General features: G+C 73.2%; 12 protein-coding genes and 1 pseudogene. 4 read left to right on the top strand and 9 right to left on the bottom strand.

Going from position 1 to position 14,894, the window contains the following annotated elements; genetic code table 11:
- Positions 1 to 3: 3 nt before the first annotated feature.
- Together recX and OG898_RS02870 are read left to right on the top strand one after the other, a co-directional pair.
- Positions 4 to 684, top strand: coding sequence for a recombination regulator RecX (gene recX / locus OG898_RS02875; protein ID WP_266954809.1), 681 nt, complete (start codon positions 4 to 6; stop codon positions 682 to 684).
- Positions 685 to 801: 117 nt separating this feature from the next.
- Positions 802 to 3,349: pseudogene (locus tag OG898_RS02870) on the top strand (FtsX-like permease family protein).
- Between the two features lie 466 nt (positions 3,350 to 3,815).
- Here OG898_RS02870 and OG898_RS02865 read toward each other — a convergent pair.
- From OG898_RS02865 to OG898_RS02835, 8 genes are all read right to left on the bottom strand, one after another.
- A complete protein-coding gene (locus OG898_RS02865; protein ID WP_266960048.1) occupies positions 3,816 to 4,202 on the bottom strand; it encodes a rhodanese-like domain-containing protein in 387 nt (128 codons plus the stop codon).
- On the bottom strand, positions 4,193 to 4,738 hold the full coding sequence (locus tag OG898_RS02860) for a cysteine dioxygenase (protein ID WP_266954807.1): 546 nt from the start codon (positions 4,736 to 4,738) through the stop codon (positions 4,193 to 4,195). Before OG898_RS02860 ends, OG898_RS02865 begins: the two co-directional genes overlap by 10 nt.
- 76 nt (positions 4,739 to 4,814) lie before the next feature.
- The gene (locus OG898_RS36210; protein ID WP_311318651.1) at positions 4,815 to 4,901 is read right to left on the bottom strand and encodes a putative leader peptide; all 87 of its coding nucleotides are present in this window, start codon (positions 4,899 to 4,901) and stop codon (positions 4,815 to 4,817) included.
- Positions 4,902 to 4,933: 32 nt separating this feature from the next.
- Complete coding sequence (locus OG898_RS02855) at positions 4,934 to 6,517, bottom strand: NAD(P)/FAD-dependent oxidoreductase (RefSeq protein WP_266954805.1); 1,584 nt, start codon at positions 6,515 to 6,517, stop codon at positions 4,934 to 4,936.
- A 212-nt stretch (positions 6,518 to 6,729) separates the two neighbouring features.
- Complete coding sequence (locus OG898_RS02850) at positions 6,730 to 7,602, bottom strand: amino acid ABC transporter permease (RefSeq protein ID WP_250754516.1); 873 nt, start codon at positions 7,600 to 7,602, stop codon at positions 6,730 to 6,732.
- Positions 7,599 to 8,273, bottom strand: a complete 675-nt coding sequence (locus OG898_RS02845; protein ID WP_266954802.1) for an amino acid ABC transporter permease — start codon at positions 8,271 to 8,273, stop codon at positions 7,599 to 7,601. Before OG898_RS02845 ends, OG898_RS02850 begins: the two co-directional genes overlap by 4 nt.
- A gap of 116 nt (positions 8,274 to 8,389) precedes the next feature.
- Entirely contained in the window at positions 8,390 to 9,247 is an 858-nt protein-coding gene (locus tag OG898_RS02840) for a glutamate ABC transporter substrate-binding protein (RefSeq protein WP_250754520.1), read from the bottom strand.
- Positions 9,248 to 9,344: 97 nt separating this feature from the next.
- A complete protein-coding gene (locus OG898_RS02835) occupies positions 9,345 to 10,130 on the bottom strand; it encodes an amino acid ABC transporter ATP-binding protein (protein ID WP_250754522.1) in 786 nt (261 codons plus the stop codon).
- Positions 10,131 to 10,414: 284 nt separating this feature from the next.
- Between OG898_RS02835 and OG898_RS02830 the strand changes: the two genes are divergently transcribed.
- Together OG898_RS02830 and OG898_RS02825 are read left to right on the top strand one after the other, a co-directional pair.
- Positions 10,415 to 11,176, top strand: a complete 762-nt coding sequence (locus OG898_RS02830) for a response regulator transcription factor (protein ID WP_250754524.1) — start codon at positions 10,415 to 10,417, stop codon at positions 11,174 to 11,176.
- Positions 11,177 to 11,188: 12 nt separating this feature from the next.
- Positions 11,189 to 12,607, top strand: coding sequence for a HAMP domain-containing sensor histidine kinase (locus tag OG898_RS02825; RefSeq protein WP_250754527.1), 1,419 nt, complete (start codon positions 11,189 to 11,191; stop codon positions 12,605 to 12,607).
- Between the two features lie 9 nt (positions 12,608 to 12,616).
- Here OG898_RS02825 and OG898_RS02820 read toward each other — a convergent pair whose 3' ends face one another.
- Entirely contained in the window at positions 12,617 to 14,737 is a 2,121-nt protein-coding gene (locus OG898_RS02820) for an endo-beta-N-acetylglucosaminidase (protein WP_266960046.1), read from the bottom strand.
- Positions 14,738 to 14,894 lie beyond the last annotated feature (157 nt).

Raw genomic sequence — 14,894 nt, 5'->3', positions numbered from 1 at the left:
CCCGTGTGGGAGCACGAAAGGGGCGGCCCCGACGGCACCGACCGCGCCGACGGCGCTGAGGACCGCCGCGAGGGCAGTCGCCGGGGCCGCCGCGAGAGCGGCGGCCGGGGAGGCCGTCGTACGGAGGGCCGCGAGGGCCGGGATGACCGGGCGGGCCGGGAAGGCCGCCAGGAACTGCCGCCCCAGAGTCCCGAGGAGCAGGCGCGGGCGATCTGTCTGCGCCTGCTCACCGGGATGCCGCGCACCCGGCGGCAGCTCGCGGACGCCCTGGCCAAGCGGGACATCCCCGAGGAGGTGTCGGAGCAGGTCCTCTCCCGGTTCGAGGAGGTGGGCCTGATCGACGACGCCGCCTTCGCCGGGGCCTGGGTCGAGTCCCGGCACCGGGGCCGGGGGCTGGCCCGCCGGGCGCTCGCACAGGAGCTCCGTACCAAGGGGGTGGCCCCCACCCTCGTACAGGAGGCCCTGGAACAGCTGGACTCCGACCAGGAGGAGGAGACCGCCCGGGAGCTCGTGGAGCGCAAGCTCCGCGCGACCCGGGGCCTGGAGCGGGACAAGCGGATCCGGCGCCTCGCCGGAATGCTCGCCCGCAAGGGGTACCCCGAGGGCATGGCCCTGCGGGTGGTCCGCCGCGCACTGGAGGCGGAGGGCGAGGACGCCGAAGATGCCGAGGACCTGACGATCTGACGGGGTGACACCGGGCCGGGCGGTGCGCCGGGATCGCGTGGGGTGGGGGTAGCCCCCGGCCGAGGACGCCGGGGCGCTCCAATGTCCCGAGACGGCCCCGGCGGCAGAGTTTTCCCCATGATGCTGCGCTACGCACTCCAGACCGTCCGGGACCGCAGAGCCGGGTTCCTCGGCGCCTTCCTCGCCCTGCTGTGCGCGGCGGCCCTCGTGACCGCCTGCGGAACCCTCCTGGAGACGGGACTCCGCGGGACGATCGCCACCGAGCGCTACGCGGGCGCCCCGGTGGTCGTCTCCGCCGACCAGAACGTCCATGCGACGACGGTCAAGGAGAAGAAGGGCAAGTCCAAGACGAAGCACAAGGCCAAGCCCGTCGCCGAGCGGGCCTGGCTGCCGGCCACCGCCGTGGACACCGTCCGCGCGGTGCCCGGGGTCGAGCGGGCCGTCCCCGAGCTCACCTTCCAGGCCGTACCGCTCACCCGGGGCGGCCCCGGCGGCGAAGGCGCGAAGCCCTCGTACGGGCACGCCTGGAGCTCGGCCGCGCTCACCCCCTTCACGCTCGCCGAGGGCCGCGCCCCCCCAGGGCGGTGACGAGGTCGTCGTCGACCGCGGACTCGCGGCCCGCGCGGCGCTGAAGCCCGGCTCCGAGCTCACCGTGCAGTCCACCGGTGCGCCCAAGACCTACACGGTCAGCGGGATCGCGGTCGCGGCCGGCGGGAGCCTCGCGCACCAGAGCGCGCTGTTCTTCGGCGACGCCGAGGCGCAGCGGCTCGCCGCCCGCGACGGCCGGGTCAGCGCCATCGGGGTACTGCCCCGGGCCGGAGTCGACGCCGGCGAGCTGGCCGGCCGGATCCGCCAGGCGCTCCAGGGCACCACCGCGCAGGTGGCCACCGGCGACGGCCGGGGCCCCGTGGAATTCCTCGACGCTGCCGGCGCCCGGATCAAGCTGGTCTCCATGGGCGGCGCGATGGGCGGTACCTCGCTCCTCGTCGCGGTCCTCGTGGTCGTCGGCACCTTCTCCCTGTCGATCCAGCAGCGCCACCGCGAGCTCGCCCTGCTCCGCGCCATCGCCGCCACCCCCAAGCAGCTGCGGCGCATGATCGGCCGCGAGGCGCTGCTCGTGGGGCTCGCCGCCGGGATCGCCGGAGCCCTCGCCGGGCTGCCGCTGGCCGCCTGGCTGCACGGCCGGTTCGTCGGCGCCGGGGTCGTCCCGGTGACCCTGGAGCGCACCGCCGGGATCTTCCCGATGATCGCCGCCGTCGGCGCGAGCCTGCTCGGGGCATGGGCCGCGGCCCGGATCATCGCACGGCGGGTGGCCCGCGTCCGTCCCGCCGAAGCGCTGGCCGAGGCCGCCGTCGAGCGGAACCGGCCCGCGTGGGCGCGGCTCACCGCCGGGGCCCTGCTGCTGGCGGCAGGGGTGGTGCTGGTGGCCGTACTCAGCACGCTGCGCACCGAGCCGGCCTCGACTCCGGTCACCTTCCTCGCCGTCGTGGTGCTCGCCGGAGCCGTCTCGCTGCTGGGCCCGCTGATCGTCAAGGGCGCGGCCGCACTGCTCGCCGGGCCGCTGCGGCTGGCCGGTCCGGGCGGCCGGCTGGCCACCGCCAACCTGCGCGGCAACGCGACCCGGATGGCCTCCGCGGTCACCCCGCTCACCCTGCTGATCGGGATGGCCTGCACCGTGCTCTTCGTCACTCCGACGCTCGGCGACGCCGCCCGGGCGCAGGCCCGTGAGGGAGTACGGGCCGAGTGGGTGCTCCAGGGACGGGGGCCGGGGGTTCCCGGCGCCGCCGTCGAGCGGATCCGCCGGACCCCCGGGGTTCTCGCGGCCACCGAGATCGTGCACACGTCGATCCGGGTGGGGCTGACGAAGTACGCGGCGCAGGGCGTGACCCCGGCCGGGCTCGACCGGACCTGGGACCCGGGGGTGACGGCCGGGAGCCTGGCGGGATTCGGGGAGCAGAGCGTCGCGGTGAGCGAACTGGCCGCGGACCAGCTGGGCCTGAAGCCGGGCAGCCCGCTCTCGCTGACGCTGGGGGACGGAACGCCGGTCACCCTGACCGTGTCCGCGGTGTACGCGCGGGGGCTGGGCTTCGGGGACGTCACGCTGCCGCACGGCCTGATGGCCGCGCACGTCGACGATCCGCTGGCTTCGAGCGTGCTGGTGGCGGGGCCGGCGGCGCGGGAGGCGCTCGCCTCGGCGGTACGGGAGTTCCCGGGCGTGGCCGTGCTGTCGGCGGCCGAAGCGGACGGCGCGCGGGCGGAGCGGCAGGCGGCCGGGTCGGAGATCAACCTGCTGGCGATGGGGCTCGTCCTGGCCTTCACCGCGATCGCGGTGGCCAACACGCTGGCGATGTCCACGGGGGAGCGGCTGCGGGAGTTCGCGATGCTGAGGCTCGCGGGGGCGACGCGGCGGCAGGTGCGGGGGATGCTGCGGGTGGAGGCGCTGGCGGTGCTCCTGATGGGGGTGGTGCTGGGGTCGGGGATCTCGCTGGCGGTCCTCACCGCGTTCAGTGTGGGCATGACGGGGACGGCGGCCGCGGTGGTGCTGCCGCTGGTGTACGGGGTGGTCGTGGGCGGGGCCGGGCTGGTGGCGCTGTGCGCCACGGGCTTCGCCGGGCGGATGGCGATGCGGCCCCGGCCGGTGGACCTCGCGACGGCCAAGGGCTAGCCCTCGGGGCTTTCCCCGGGCCCGTGCGGCCCCCGGCCCCCGGCCCCCGGCCCCGGGCGGGGCTGGGGGCGGCCGCGTCGGCCCGGACGCCGGCGGGTGGTTCGGCCCTGCGGGGCGAGGAGTCCCCTACCCGCCCTTCCACCGTTCCCCGGGCTCCGCCCGGACCCGTCCCGGGGCTCCGCCCCAGACCCCGCGCCTCAAACGCCGGCGAGGCTGGAATTGCCCTGCGGGCAATCCAGCACCGGCGAAAACCCAGCCCCTCCGGCGTTTGAGGAGCGGGGTCCGGGGCGGAGCCCCGGGGAACGGGCGAAGGGTGGGTAGGGGACCTCGCCCCGCAGGGCCGACCCAGCCGCACCCGCCCACCGGACCTCACGCCGGGACGACAGGGGCGACAGCCCCGACCGGCCCCCGCCGGACGGAGTCCGGCGCAGCGATGCGAAGCCCGCGCAGCGGTGCGAGCGGCGCGTTAGGAACGTACAACGGGCAGGCCCGCGGCCTTCCAGGCCTGGAAGCCGCCCGTGAGGTCCGTCGCGTTGGGGAGGGACAGGGCGTGGAGGGAGGCCGCCGCGAGGGTGGAGGCGTAGCCCTCGTTGCAGATCACGATGATGCGGACGTCGTGGTCCACCGCCTCCGGGAGGCGGTGGGAGCCTTCCGGGTCGAGGCGCCATTCCAGTTCATTGCGCTCGACCACCAGCGCGCCCGGGATCAGCCCGTCCCGCTCGCGCAGGGCCTGGTACCTGATGTCGACCAGCAGGGCCCCGGTCAGGGACTCCGCGTGCGCCTGGGCCGCGTCCACGCGGGTGTACGTGGTCCGCAGCCGGTCGACGAGGGCGTCGATGCCGCTCACTGCCAGTCCGCCGGACGCTCGACCTGCTCCAGCGTGAGCACCGGGCCGGTGCGGCTGTAGCGGCGGATCAGGGGCAGCGGCGGGTAGTACGCGTGGACGGAGATCGCGTGCTCGGTCGCGGACTCGTTGAGCACCTCGTGCACGTGGTGCTCGCCGAAGGCCCGCCCGGTGCCCGCGCCCAGCCGGCGCGTGCGGTCCACGTCGGGGGCCAGGGAGAGGGACTGCCAGCCCTCGGAGGGGAGGCGGACCGCCAGGGAGTTCTCCGTGAGGTGTCCCTGCGCGGTGGTGAACGCGCCCCGCGACTCGGCGTGGTCGTGCCAGCCGGTGCCGGTGCCGGGCGGCCAGCCGATCAGCCAGGCCTCGCTGCCGCCCGGGCCGTCGAGCCGGATCCACGTCCGGCCCTCGGGGTCGAGGGGGAGGGACGCGATCAGTTCGGGGTCGGAGGCGATGCGCCGGGTGAAGGCGAGGAGATCCGCAGCCGAGAGGGCCGGGGCGGCAGCCGGAGCCGCCGCCGGGGCAGGGGCGTGCGTGGGTGCAGACATGGAGGATGACCGTCCTGGGGGTTCGCGAGAGCGCGCGGCACACCCGCATGGGGGGCGCGCAAGAGGGAAGGGCGAATCAGCAGGAAGGGCGACACACGCAGCCCGCGTAGCGGAGCAGGTCCATATGGACCCTCCGCCACAGGCGTACGTCGTTGCCGGTCATGTCCGCGAGTGAAGCACGACTCGGCCGGAGGGTCAATCGATCACGGGTGCGGCGGCGGGCAGGCTCCTGGATGCCGGGGCGGGGGCGGCGGTCGACGGGCCGTGCCGGACCGCGTCCGCGGCCTCGTACAGCCCGGCCGGGTGGACCCCGGCGAAGGTGGCCGCGAGATGCCCGTCCGGTCGTACGAGGAGCACGGTGTGCGCCGCCGCCCCGGGGTAGCCGTCCGCCACGAGCAGTTCCGCCCGGACCGGCAGCGCGGAGACGGCCGCCGCGAGGCGGGGCATCAGGCCGGCGCCCACCCAGTGCCGCCGGTCCCAGACCCCGGTGCCCGGGGCGACGAGGACGACGAGGAGCCGGCCCCGCCCCAGCTGGTCGCGCAGCGGCACCGTCGAGCCGTCGGGCGCGGTGACCGGGACGTTCTCGACGGACCCGCCCGGCTCGGTGGCGGTGGGCACGTCGTGGACGGCCACGGGCGGGGCGTACACCGGCTCCGCGCCGAGCGGGCCGCGACCCAAGTGGCCGTCGGTGAGGAGGAGTTCGGCGGCGCGCGAGGCTCCGGGGAGGTACGTGCGCAGGCCGCCCCCGGTCCGCAGCGCGGGCATGGCCTGGTCGGCGGCGCGCAGCCGGGCGGCCACCGCCCTGCGGCGCTCGGCCTCGTAACTGTCGAGGAGGGCTTCGGAGGCCCCCTGGTGCCAGGCGAGGGAGAGCTTCCAGGCGAGGTTCTCGGCGTCCCGGAGGCCTTCCTCCACGCCCTGGGTGCCGAGCGCGCCGAGCAGGTGCGCCGCGTCCCCGGCGAGGAAACAGCGGCCGTCGCGCCAGCGCCGGGCGAGCCGGTGGTGCAGGGTGTGGACCCCGGTGTCGAGGAGCTCGTACGGGGGTGTCGTGCCCCCGCACCACAGCGCGAGGCTGTCGCGGATGAGGGTCACCAGCGCGTCGGGGGTGACCAGGTCCCCGCGCGCGGGGAGCAGCCAGTCCAGCCGGTACGCCCCGTCGGCCAGCGGCCGGGCGGTGACTTCCCCGGGCGGGCTGCGGTCCAGCAACGCTTCGCCCGGCCAAGGCAGTTCGGTGCGCAGGGCGGCCACGGCGTGCCGCTCGACGGCGGTGCGGCCGGGGAAGCGGATGCCGAGCAGCTTGCGCACGGTGGAGCGGGCCCCGTCACAGCCGACCAGGTGGCTGCCGCGCCACCACGTGGTCTCGGCGCCCCGGGTGTGGGCGGTGACCCCGCGGTCGTCCTGCTCCAGGGCGTCGAGTTTGCTCTCGGTGACCAGCTGGACCAGGGGATGTGCGGTGGCGGCGTCGCGCAGTCCGCGGGTCAGGGCGTGCTGGGGCAGGTGGATCGGGGCCGGGCCGTCCTCGAAGGTGACCCGCCGGGACTCGCGGCCGCGCCGCATGGTGCGCCAGGCGGTGAAGTACGCACCCTCGTCGCGCAGCGTCGTACAGCCCAGCCGGTGCACCATCGCGGCGGTGTCGGCGTGCAGGGCGACGGTGCGCGCGGGGCGGGGTTCGTCCTTGCCGGATCCCTCGTCGAGCACGACGCAGGGCACGCCCTGGCCGGCCAGGGCGAGGGACAGGGACAGCCCGACGGGCCCCGCGCCGACGACGATCACCGGGTCCATGATGTGGCTCCCGGTGTCCGGTATGTGATCACAGAACGTATGCAACCCACTGGAGGTGCCTGCGTCAAGTGACGCCGGGCCGGACAATGCCGAGTGGTGCGACGGATGAGTTCCGCCGCACCACACGTGTCCCGCAAGTGTACTGACCGGCTGTCAGGCCGGGTGTCCGACCCGGGTTCGGGCAGATGTCCGATGCCGCGTCGCGAGGACGGTCACATGCCGGCGCTGTTGTTGCCCGCGTCGAGGGTGATCGGGACGATCGCGTCCGTGGTCCGCTTCGACTTGCGCAGGCGGCCCTCCAGCCAGGAGGCGAAGGTGGTGAGGGCGAAGTTCACCGCGATGTAGATCGCAGCGATCACGATCAGGGTCGGGATGATGTTGCTGTAGTTCGCCGAGATCTGCCGGTACGTGGTCAACAGCTCGGCGAATCCCAGTACCGCACCTCCGATCGCGGTGTCCTTGAGGATCACCACGAGTTGGCTGACCAGCGCCGGGAGCATCGCGGTCACCGCCTGCGGGAGCAGGACGTAGGTCATGACCTGGCCCTTGCGCATGCCGATCGCCTTGGCGGCGTCGGTCTGGCCCTTCGGCAGTGAGTCGACTCCGGCCCGGACGATCTCGCCGATGACGGCGGAGTTGTACAGGACCAGCCCGGTGATCACCGCGTACAGGGGCCTGATCTCGGAGGCGACGGTCGTGTACTGCACGAAGAAGGCGGAGCCGAAGAGCATCAGCATCAGCACCGGGATGGCCCGGAAGAACTCGACCCAGGCGCCCACGGCGGTGCGTACCCACGCATGGTCGGAGAGCCGGCCGAGGCCGAGCAGGGCTCCCAGCGGGAGGGCGATCACCATGGCGATGGCGCCGGCCTTCAGGGTCTCCCAGAGTCCGGGGAGCAGGAAGGTCGTCCACACCTGGCCCTCGACGAAGGGGGTCCACTTGTCGGCGTCGAGCTGACCCTTGTCCGCGAGGGAGGACAGCACCCACCACGCGAGGGCGGCGGACGCCAGCAGGAAGACGCCGGTGTAGATCCAGTTGCGGGCCTTGGCCCGGGGGCCCGGGGCGTCGTACAGCACCGAGGTCATCGCTTCACCGCCACGCGCTTGGCCACCCAGCCCAGGAGCAGGCCGGTGGGCAGGGTCAGAAGGACGAATCCGAGGGCGAAGACGCCGAAGACGGCGAAGAGGTCCTGCGGTTCGTTCTCGACCATCTCCTTCATCAGCAGCGCCGCCTCGGCCACGCCGATCGCCGCCGCCACCGTGGTGTTCTTGGTGAGGGCGATCAGCACGTTGGCGAGCGGTGCGACGACCGCGCGGAACGCCTGGGGAAGCACGATCAGGGTGAGCGTCTGGACGAAGCTCATGCCCAGGGCGCGGGAGGCCTCGGCCTGGCCGACCGGGACCGTGTTGATGCCCGAGCGGATCGCCTCGCAGACGAAGGTGCCGGTGTAGGCGATGAACCCGAGGACCGCGAGGCGGAAACCGATCTCCTTGAACGTGCCGCCGCCGAGGGTGACGCCGAGGGTCAGGCTGAGGCCCTGTGAACAGCCGATGATCAGCACGGTCAGCGGGGTGTTGCGCACGAGGTTCACGTACGCGGTGGCGAAGCCCCGCATCAGCGGGACCGGACTGACCCGCATCCCGACCAGTACGGTGCCCCAGATCAGGGACCCGACGGCCGAGTAGAGGGTGAGCTGAACCGTCACCCAGAAGGCTCCGAGCACGTCGTACTGCCCGGAATCAAGAAAATCGAACACGATGGCCTGCGCTCTCCCCAGGATGGCCAGGTTGGCCGGTGGGTCACGGCGCCGCCCGCGGCAGGCGGGCGGCGACGCTCCTCACCGATGGATCGGCCGGCGGACCGGCCGCCGGGTCAGCTGCCTTCGGTGACCGCGGGGGCCGGCTCGGCCTTGTAGCCGGACGGACCGAAGTTCTTCTCGATGGCCTTGGCCCAGGCGCCGTCCGCCTCCATCTTCTTGATGGCGGCGTTGACCTTGGTCTGGAGCTCCTTGTCGCCCTTCTTCAGGCCGATGCCGTAGTTCTCGTTGCTCAGGCTCAGCCCGACCAGCTTGAACTTGCCCTTGTTCTTGTCCTGGGCCGCGTAGCCGGCCAGGATCGAGTTGTCCGTGGTCAGGGCGTCAACGGCCTTGTTCTCCAGACCGGTCAGGCACTCGGAGTAGCCACCCAGCTGCTGCAGGTCGGCCTCGGGGGCCAGCTTGGTCTTGACGTTCTGCGCCGACGTGGAGCCGGTGACCGAGCAGAGCTTCTTCTTGTTCAGGTCCTCGGCCTTGGTGATCGAGGTGTCGTCGGCACGGACCAGCAGGTCCTGGTGCGCGAGGAAGTACGGGCCGGCGAAGTCGACCTTCTCCTTGCGCTTGTCGTTGATCGAGTAGCTCGCCACGACCAGCTTCACGTCGCCGTTGGAGATCAGGTTCTCGCGCTCGGCGCTGACGGCCTGCTTGAACTCGATCTGGTCGGGCTCGTAGCCGAGCTCCTTGGCCACGTACGTCGCCACGTCCACGTCGAAGCCCGTGAACTTGCCGTCGGGGGTCTTGAGGCCCACACCCGGCTGGTCGAACTTGATGCCGATGACGATCTTGTCCTTCTTGGCCCCGCCCGACGCGCTGGCGTCGCTGCCGGGCTTGGTGCTGTCGCTGCCGCCACAGGCGGTCGCGGTCAGGGCGAGAGCAACGGCGATGGCGGCGGCCGCGCCGACCTTGGAGAGCTTCATGGTGAGACTTCCCTCGAAGTGAGACGTGAGACAGCAGTGAAGTGAGACGTGCGTGCTGGACGACGATCCGTCACCGGATCACTACCAGATACGAAGGTCAGTGGTGCAGGATCTTCGAGAGGAAGTCCTTGGCCCGGTCGCTCCGCGGGTTGCTGAAGAACTGCTCGGGCGTGGCCTCTTCGACGATCTTTCCGTCGGCCATGAAGACCACTCGGTTGGCGGCGGAGCGGGCGAAGCCCATCTCGTGCGTGACGACGACCATGGTCATCCCCTCCCGGGCGAGCTGCTGCATGACCTCCAGCACCTCGTTGATCATCTCCGGGTCGAGGGCCGAGGTCGGCTCGTCGAAGAGCATCACCTTCGGGTCCATCGCCAGGGCGCGCGCGATCGCCACGCGCTGCTGCTGGCCGCCCGAGAGCTGGGCCGGGTACTTGTCGGCCTGCGAGCCGACGCCCACCCGGTCGAGGAGGGACTTGGCCTTCTCCAGTGCCGCCGCCTGGTCCGCCTTGCGGACCTTGAGCTGGCCCAGCATCACGTTCTGCAGCACCGTCTTGTGCGCGAAGAGGTTGAACGACTGGAAGACCATGCCCACATCGGCACGCAGCTTCGCCAGCGCCTTGCCCTCCGACGGCAGTTGGTTGCCGTCGACGGTGATGCTGCCCGAATCGATCGTCTCCAGGCGGTTGATGGTCCGGCACAGCGTGGACTTGCCCGACCCCGAAGGGCCGATCACCACGACGACCTCACCGCGGGCAATGCTCAGATCAATGTCCTGAAGCACGTGCAGCGCGCCGAAGTGCTTGTTGACGTTGCTCAGCACGACCAGGTCGTCCGCGGCACCGGCCGCGTCCCGCACGTCCTTGGTCACTGATACTCCGCTCATCGGCTTGTGGCTCCGTCCTCCTCGGTTGGGAGGACAGTAGTGACGTGGCGCGCACAGCGTCAGTACATCTGAGGGAGAATTGAGCATAACGATCCGGCCTCGCACCGATACGCTCCGTACCCGCGGGTGTCCGGCACCGGCCCCGGCCGTACCGGGTGGATAACGGAACCCCCGACGGGCCGGAACCGTCTTGACGTGGGAGTCCGCATCGGCGTGGATGCTTGGTGGCCCATGATGTCCGCCATGCGAACGCGAAGAGATCAAGAGATGGAGAGGGGGACGACATGAGACTGCTGCTCGTCGAGGACGACGACCACGTCGCCGCCGCCCTGTCCGCGATCCTCGCGCGGCACGGCTTCAAGGTCACCCATGCCCGCAGCGGCGAGGAGGCCCTGCAGGCCCTGCTGTCGGCGGGCGCCCCGCCCCAGGCCTCTCCCTACGGGGTGATCCTGCTCGACCTCGGCCTGCCCGACCAGGACGGATACGAGGTGTGCGGCAAGATCCGCAAGCGCACCAGCACGCCCGTCATCATGGTCACCGCGCGGGCCGACGTGCGCTCCCGCATCCACGGGCTCAACATGGGCGCCGACGACTACGTCACCAAACCCTACGACACCGGCGAACTCCTCGCCCGCATCCACGCGGTGGCCCGCCGTACCGGCGCCTCCGAGGAGACCACCGCCGTCGGCACCGCGGGCACGCCCGGCGTGGTCCGGCTCGGGACCGTCGGCATCGAGCTCTCCACCCGCCGGGTCAGCGTGGACGGCGTCGACGTGGCGCTGACCCGCAAGGAGTTCGACCTGCTGGCGTTGCTCGCGCAGCGCCCCGGCGTGGTCTTCCGCCGCGAGCAGATCATCAGCGAGGTGTGGCGCACCAGTTGGGAAGGCACCGGCCGGACCCTCGAGGTGCACGTGGCCTCGCTGCGGTCCAAGCTGCGCATGCCGGCGCTCATCGAGACCGTCCGCGGCGTGGGGTACCGGCTCGTCGTACCGCCCGCCCCGGCGGCCCCCGCCCCGCCCGCCGCCTCCGCTCCGCCCGCCGTCTAGCGGCCACCCGTCGTGCGCGCCCGTCTGCTCCCGCTGCTCGTCGTCCTGATGGCGGGCGTCCTGATCGCCTTCGGCTTCCCGCTCGCCGTGGCCCTCGCGGCCGGGCAGCAGCAGGGGGTGGTCGTCGACCGGATCGACGACAGCGCCCGCTTCGCCGCGCTCGCGCAGTTCGTCATCGACGCCGAGGGCTCGAATTCCAGCGGAGCCGGTGAACGCCGCGAGACCCTCCAGCACGAACTGGCCCGCTACCAGGAGCTGTACGGGATCCGCGTCGGCATCTTCCGCCGCGACGCCAACGCCATCGCCCGGTCCCCCAGCTGGTGGGAGCTGCCGGAGAAGGGGGAGGGGCACGAGGCCTTCATCCAGGCGCTCGCCGGACGGCGCAGCCACGACCCCGGCCAGGTGTGGCCCTGGCAGACCAACGGAAAGATCCTCGTCGCCTCCCCGGTCGTCCTCGACGGGGACGTGGTCGCCGTGGTCGCCACCGAGTCGCCCACCGGCCAGATGCGCGCCCGGATCCTGCGGGGCTGGCTGGTGATCGCCGCCGGGCTCGGCGCGGCCATGCTCGTGGCCTTCGGCGCCGCCCTGCGGCTGACCAGCTGGGTGCTCAAGCCCGTGGGGACCCTGGACGCCGCCGCCCACGGCATCGCCACCGGGCGGATGAACTCCCGCGTCGCGGCGGGCGGCGGCCCCCCGGAACTCAGGCGCCTGGCCCGCTCGTTCAACGAGATGGCCGACAACGTCGAAGAGGTGCTGGAACAGCAGCGCGCCTTCGTCGCCGATGCCTCCCACCAGCTGCGCAACCCGCTCGCCGCACTGCTCCTGCGGATCGAGCTGCTCGCCCTCGAACTGCCCGAGGGCAACGAGGAGATCGCCTCCGTACGGACCGAGGGCAAGCGCCTGACCCAGGTCCTGGACGACCTGCTCGACCTGGCCCTGGCCGAGCACGCCACAGCCGAGATCAGCCTGATCGACATCGCCGGGCTGGCCGCCGAGCGGGTGACCGCCTGGCGCCCGTTCGCCGAGGAGAAGGGCGTGCGGCTCACCGGGACGGGGCGCAGCGCCGCCACCGGCTGGGCGGACCCGATCGCGCTCTCCAGCGCGCTCGACGCCGTCATCGACAACGCCCTCAAGTTCACTCCGGAGGGTGAGGACGTCGAGGTGGCGCTCTCCGTGGAGGGCGACCGGGTGCTGATCGTGGTCGCCGACCGGGGCCCCGGGCTCACCGAGGAGGAGCTGCTGCGGATCGGGGACCGGTTCTGGCGCAGCGGACGCCACCAGAACATCAAGGGCTCCGGGCTGGGCCTCTCCATCGCCCGCATCCTGCTCGGCGCGGGCGGCGGGTCCCTCTCCTACGAGAAGAACCCGCCGCACGGCCTGCGCGTGACGCTGGCCGTCCCGCGCACCGATCCTGCCGGCGGTTCCGAGTGAACCGCGGGGTCACCGGCCTGGGAGGGCTCCGGTCCAGATGAGGGTGGTGCGGGCGGGGGCGGAGACCGCGTACACCTCGTCCACGGCCCGGATCTCGAAGACCGCCTCCTCCTCCCGCCCGGCCCGCTCGACGGCCGGGAGGTAGAGGGCGGTGCCACAGGTGCCGCCGAGGAAGCGGCGGGTGCCGTCCGGCAGGACGCGGGACACTTCGTAGTGACGGAGTTGACGGAGCTGGCTCGGGGGCCCGGCGGCCCGCTGCCAGGTCAGTCGTAGGGAGGCCCTGCCGGACTGCTGGGACGAGGCGGACACGGCCGGGGTGCCCGGAGTCGCCGGGCGGGGTCGCGCGGCGGCCTCGCGTACCGTCACTGCGCCGAGTCGCCAGCGCACCGGCTCCTTCCCGCGTCGGGTGATCCGTACGGCCAGACCGTGGGCGGTCGCGCCCGCCAGTTCCGACAGCCGGACCCTGGCCGTGCGCCAGCCCCGCCCGGTCCCGAGGGTCTGCGCCTTCAGCCAGGTGTACGGGACCTCCTGCCCGGGGCCGGACGGCTCGCGGGTGGCCACGCCGAACTCGACCGTCACCGGGCCCGACTCGGTGGAGTGCACCAGCTCCGCGACGCAGGAGCGGGTCAGGGGCAGCCGGGTGGCGTGCAGTCCCACGGTGACCGGGGCGGTGAGCGCGCCGGCGACGAGCAGGCTGGAACCGCCGCGCCAGGCCCGGGCGAAGTCGAGGGTGACCTCGGGGCGGGTTCCGGTGGTGTGCACGGCCCAGCGGCGGCCCGGGAGCCGGTCCTGGAGGCCGAGGTGGTTCCATCCGGTGTCGGAGACGGGCTCGCCGTCCTCGTACCAGCGTTCCCCGTGCCCGGTGTTGAAGGAGCAGGCGAAGGGCAGCGCGGACACGGTGGACCGGTCGGCGACGACGGTGGCGGGGGCGCGCCAGGTGTCCTCGGGGGAGGGACGGGCCGGGTCCAGGGACTCGCCCGTCCAGAACCGGTCGTCGGCGCGGTGGAAGGCGCCGGGGGAGCGGTCGGCGAGGTGGTTGCGGGTCCACTCGGGCCGGTAGAACCCGTAGGAGACGACGTGGTCGCTCCCGCGCGGGACGATCGCGTCCCAGTCCACCGTCGCGTTCCAGCCGTGGGACTCCGTGTCCACGGCCGCCCACAGCTCGTGGCGCCTGCGGCCGAGCCGGTCGGCGAGGGCGCCGGAGGCGGCCAGGGTCGCCGGGGTCCAGCGGAAGTCCACGAACATGGTGTCCGCGACCTTGCCCCTGCGGTCCTCGTAGAACTCCTGGTTGAGCTCGTTCAGCGCGCCCTGCCAGCCGACCTTCCCGGTGGAGTTCATCGCGTCGTACCAGGTGATGCTCAGGCCGTGCGGTTCACCGGCGGCGCGCAGGGCACGCAGGAACCGCTGCATCCGGGCCGCGAGTTCGCTGTCGCCGCCCTCGGTCTCGGCGTTGACGAACCAGCCGTCGAACCCGTACGCCCGCGCCACCTCCACCAGCTTCTCGGCGACCGGGAACCGGCCGAGGGAGTCCTGGCGGACCAGGTCTCGGGTCCACCGGAGGTCGCCGCCGTAGGGCACGGGCGGCAGGAACACGTTGCCCAGCACCCGGACGCCGTTGCGGTGCGCGGCGTCGGTGACGGGCGCGTTCGGGGCGAGCACGATGCCCTCGCCGGAGGAGCCGCCCCAGAAGACGAGCTCGTCGATGTACGCCCAGTGGGTGAGGGCGTAGAAGTCGGCGGTGGGCGAGCCCTGGGCCGGATTGCCCGCCGTGCTCCCGAAGGAGACGAGCGAGGCGATACGGGCCCGGCCGGCGCGGGCCGTGGTGTTCGGCGGCACCGGGGTGAAGCGGGGCGCCAGCGGAACGGTCGCGGTGTTGTAGGCCAGATCGGGGTCGGACTCCGGGGTCCACCGCATCAGGGAGCGCCAGGTGATCCCGGGGCCCGGGGTCCCCGCGGGCAGCGAGTCGGGGAACCAGTACGAGGCGTACGGGGCGAGTCCCTCCGGGGGTTCGGCGGGGGCGGGCGGTGCGGCCGGACCCGGGGTCGCGGGGGCGGTCGTCGCGGCAGCCGCGGCCCCGGCCGTCCCGCACAGCAGGGTGGCGGCGCCGGCCCCGGCTCCGGCGAACAGCATCCCGCGCCGGGTCGGGCGTATGGAGGACGGGCGGGGGTCGGGCCGGTGGCGGCCGGATGGGGGCGGGTCGGACGGGGGCGGGTCGGACGGGGGCGGGTCGGACGGGTGGGCGGTGCGAGGGTCGACGCCGTCGTCGATCTCGGACATGAGGTTCTCC

It is taken from the genome of Streptomyces sp. NBC_00193 (assembly GCF_026342735.1).
In the GTDB taxonomy this organism is placed as follows: domain Bacteria; phylum Actinomycetota; class Actinomycetes; order Streptomycetales; family Streptomycetaceae; genus Streptomyces; species Streptomyces stoeckheimensis.
Note: the sequence above shows the minus strand (reverse complement) of the source record. Positions and strands in the feature narration are given on the sequence as shown.

What these genes read in the sequence shown, in the direction of transcription:
- OG898_RS02840 (WP_250754520.1), bottom strand. Translation starts at nt 9,247, where the DNA reads ATGAAGCTCTCCAAGGTCGGCGCGGCCGCCGCCATCGCCGTTGCTCTC.
- OG898_RS02860 (WP_266954807.1), bottom strand. Translation starts at nt 4,738, where the DNA reads ATGTCTGCACCCACGCACGCCCCTGCCCCGGCGGCGGCTCCGGCTGCC.
- OG898_RS02820 (WP_266960046.1), bottom strand. Translation starts at nt 14,737, where the DNA reads ATGCTGTTCGCCGGAGCCGGGGCCGGCGCCGCCACCCTGCTGTGCGGG.
- OG898_RS02830 (WP_250754524.1), top strand. Translation starts at nt 10,415, where the DNA reads ATGAGACTGCTGCTCGTCGAGGACGACGACCACGTCGCCGCCGCCCTG.
- OG898_RS02835 (WP_250754522.1), bottom strand. Translation starts at nt 10,130, where the DNA reads ATGAGCGGAGTATCAGTGACCAAGGACGTGCGGGACGCGGCCGGTGCC.
- OG898_RS36210 (WP_311318651.1), bottom strand. Translation starts at nt 4,901, where the DNA reads ATGACCGGCAACGACGTACGCCTGTGGCGGAGGGTCCATATGGACCTG.
- OG898_RS02855 (WP_266954805.1), bottom strand. Translation starts at nt 6,517, where the DNA reads ATGGACCCGGTGATCGTCGTCGGCGCGGGGCCCGTCGGGCTGTCCCTG.
- OG898_RS02850 (WP_250754516.1), bottom strand. Translation starts at nt 7,602, where the DNA reads ATGACCTCGGTGCTGTACGACGCCCCGGGCCCCCGGGCCAAGGCCCGC.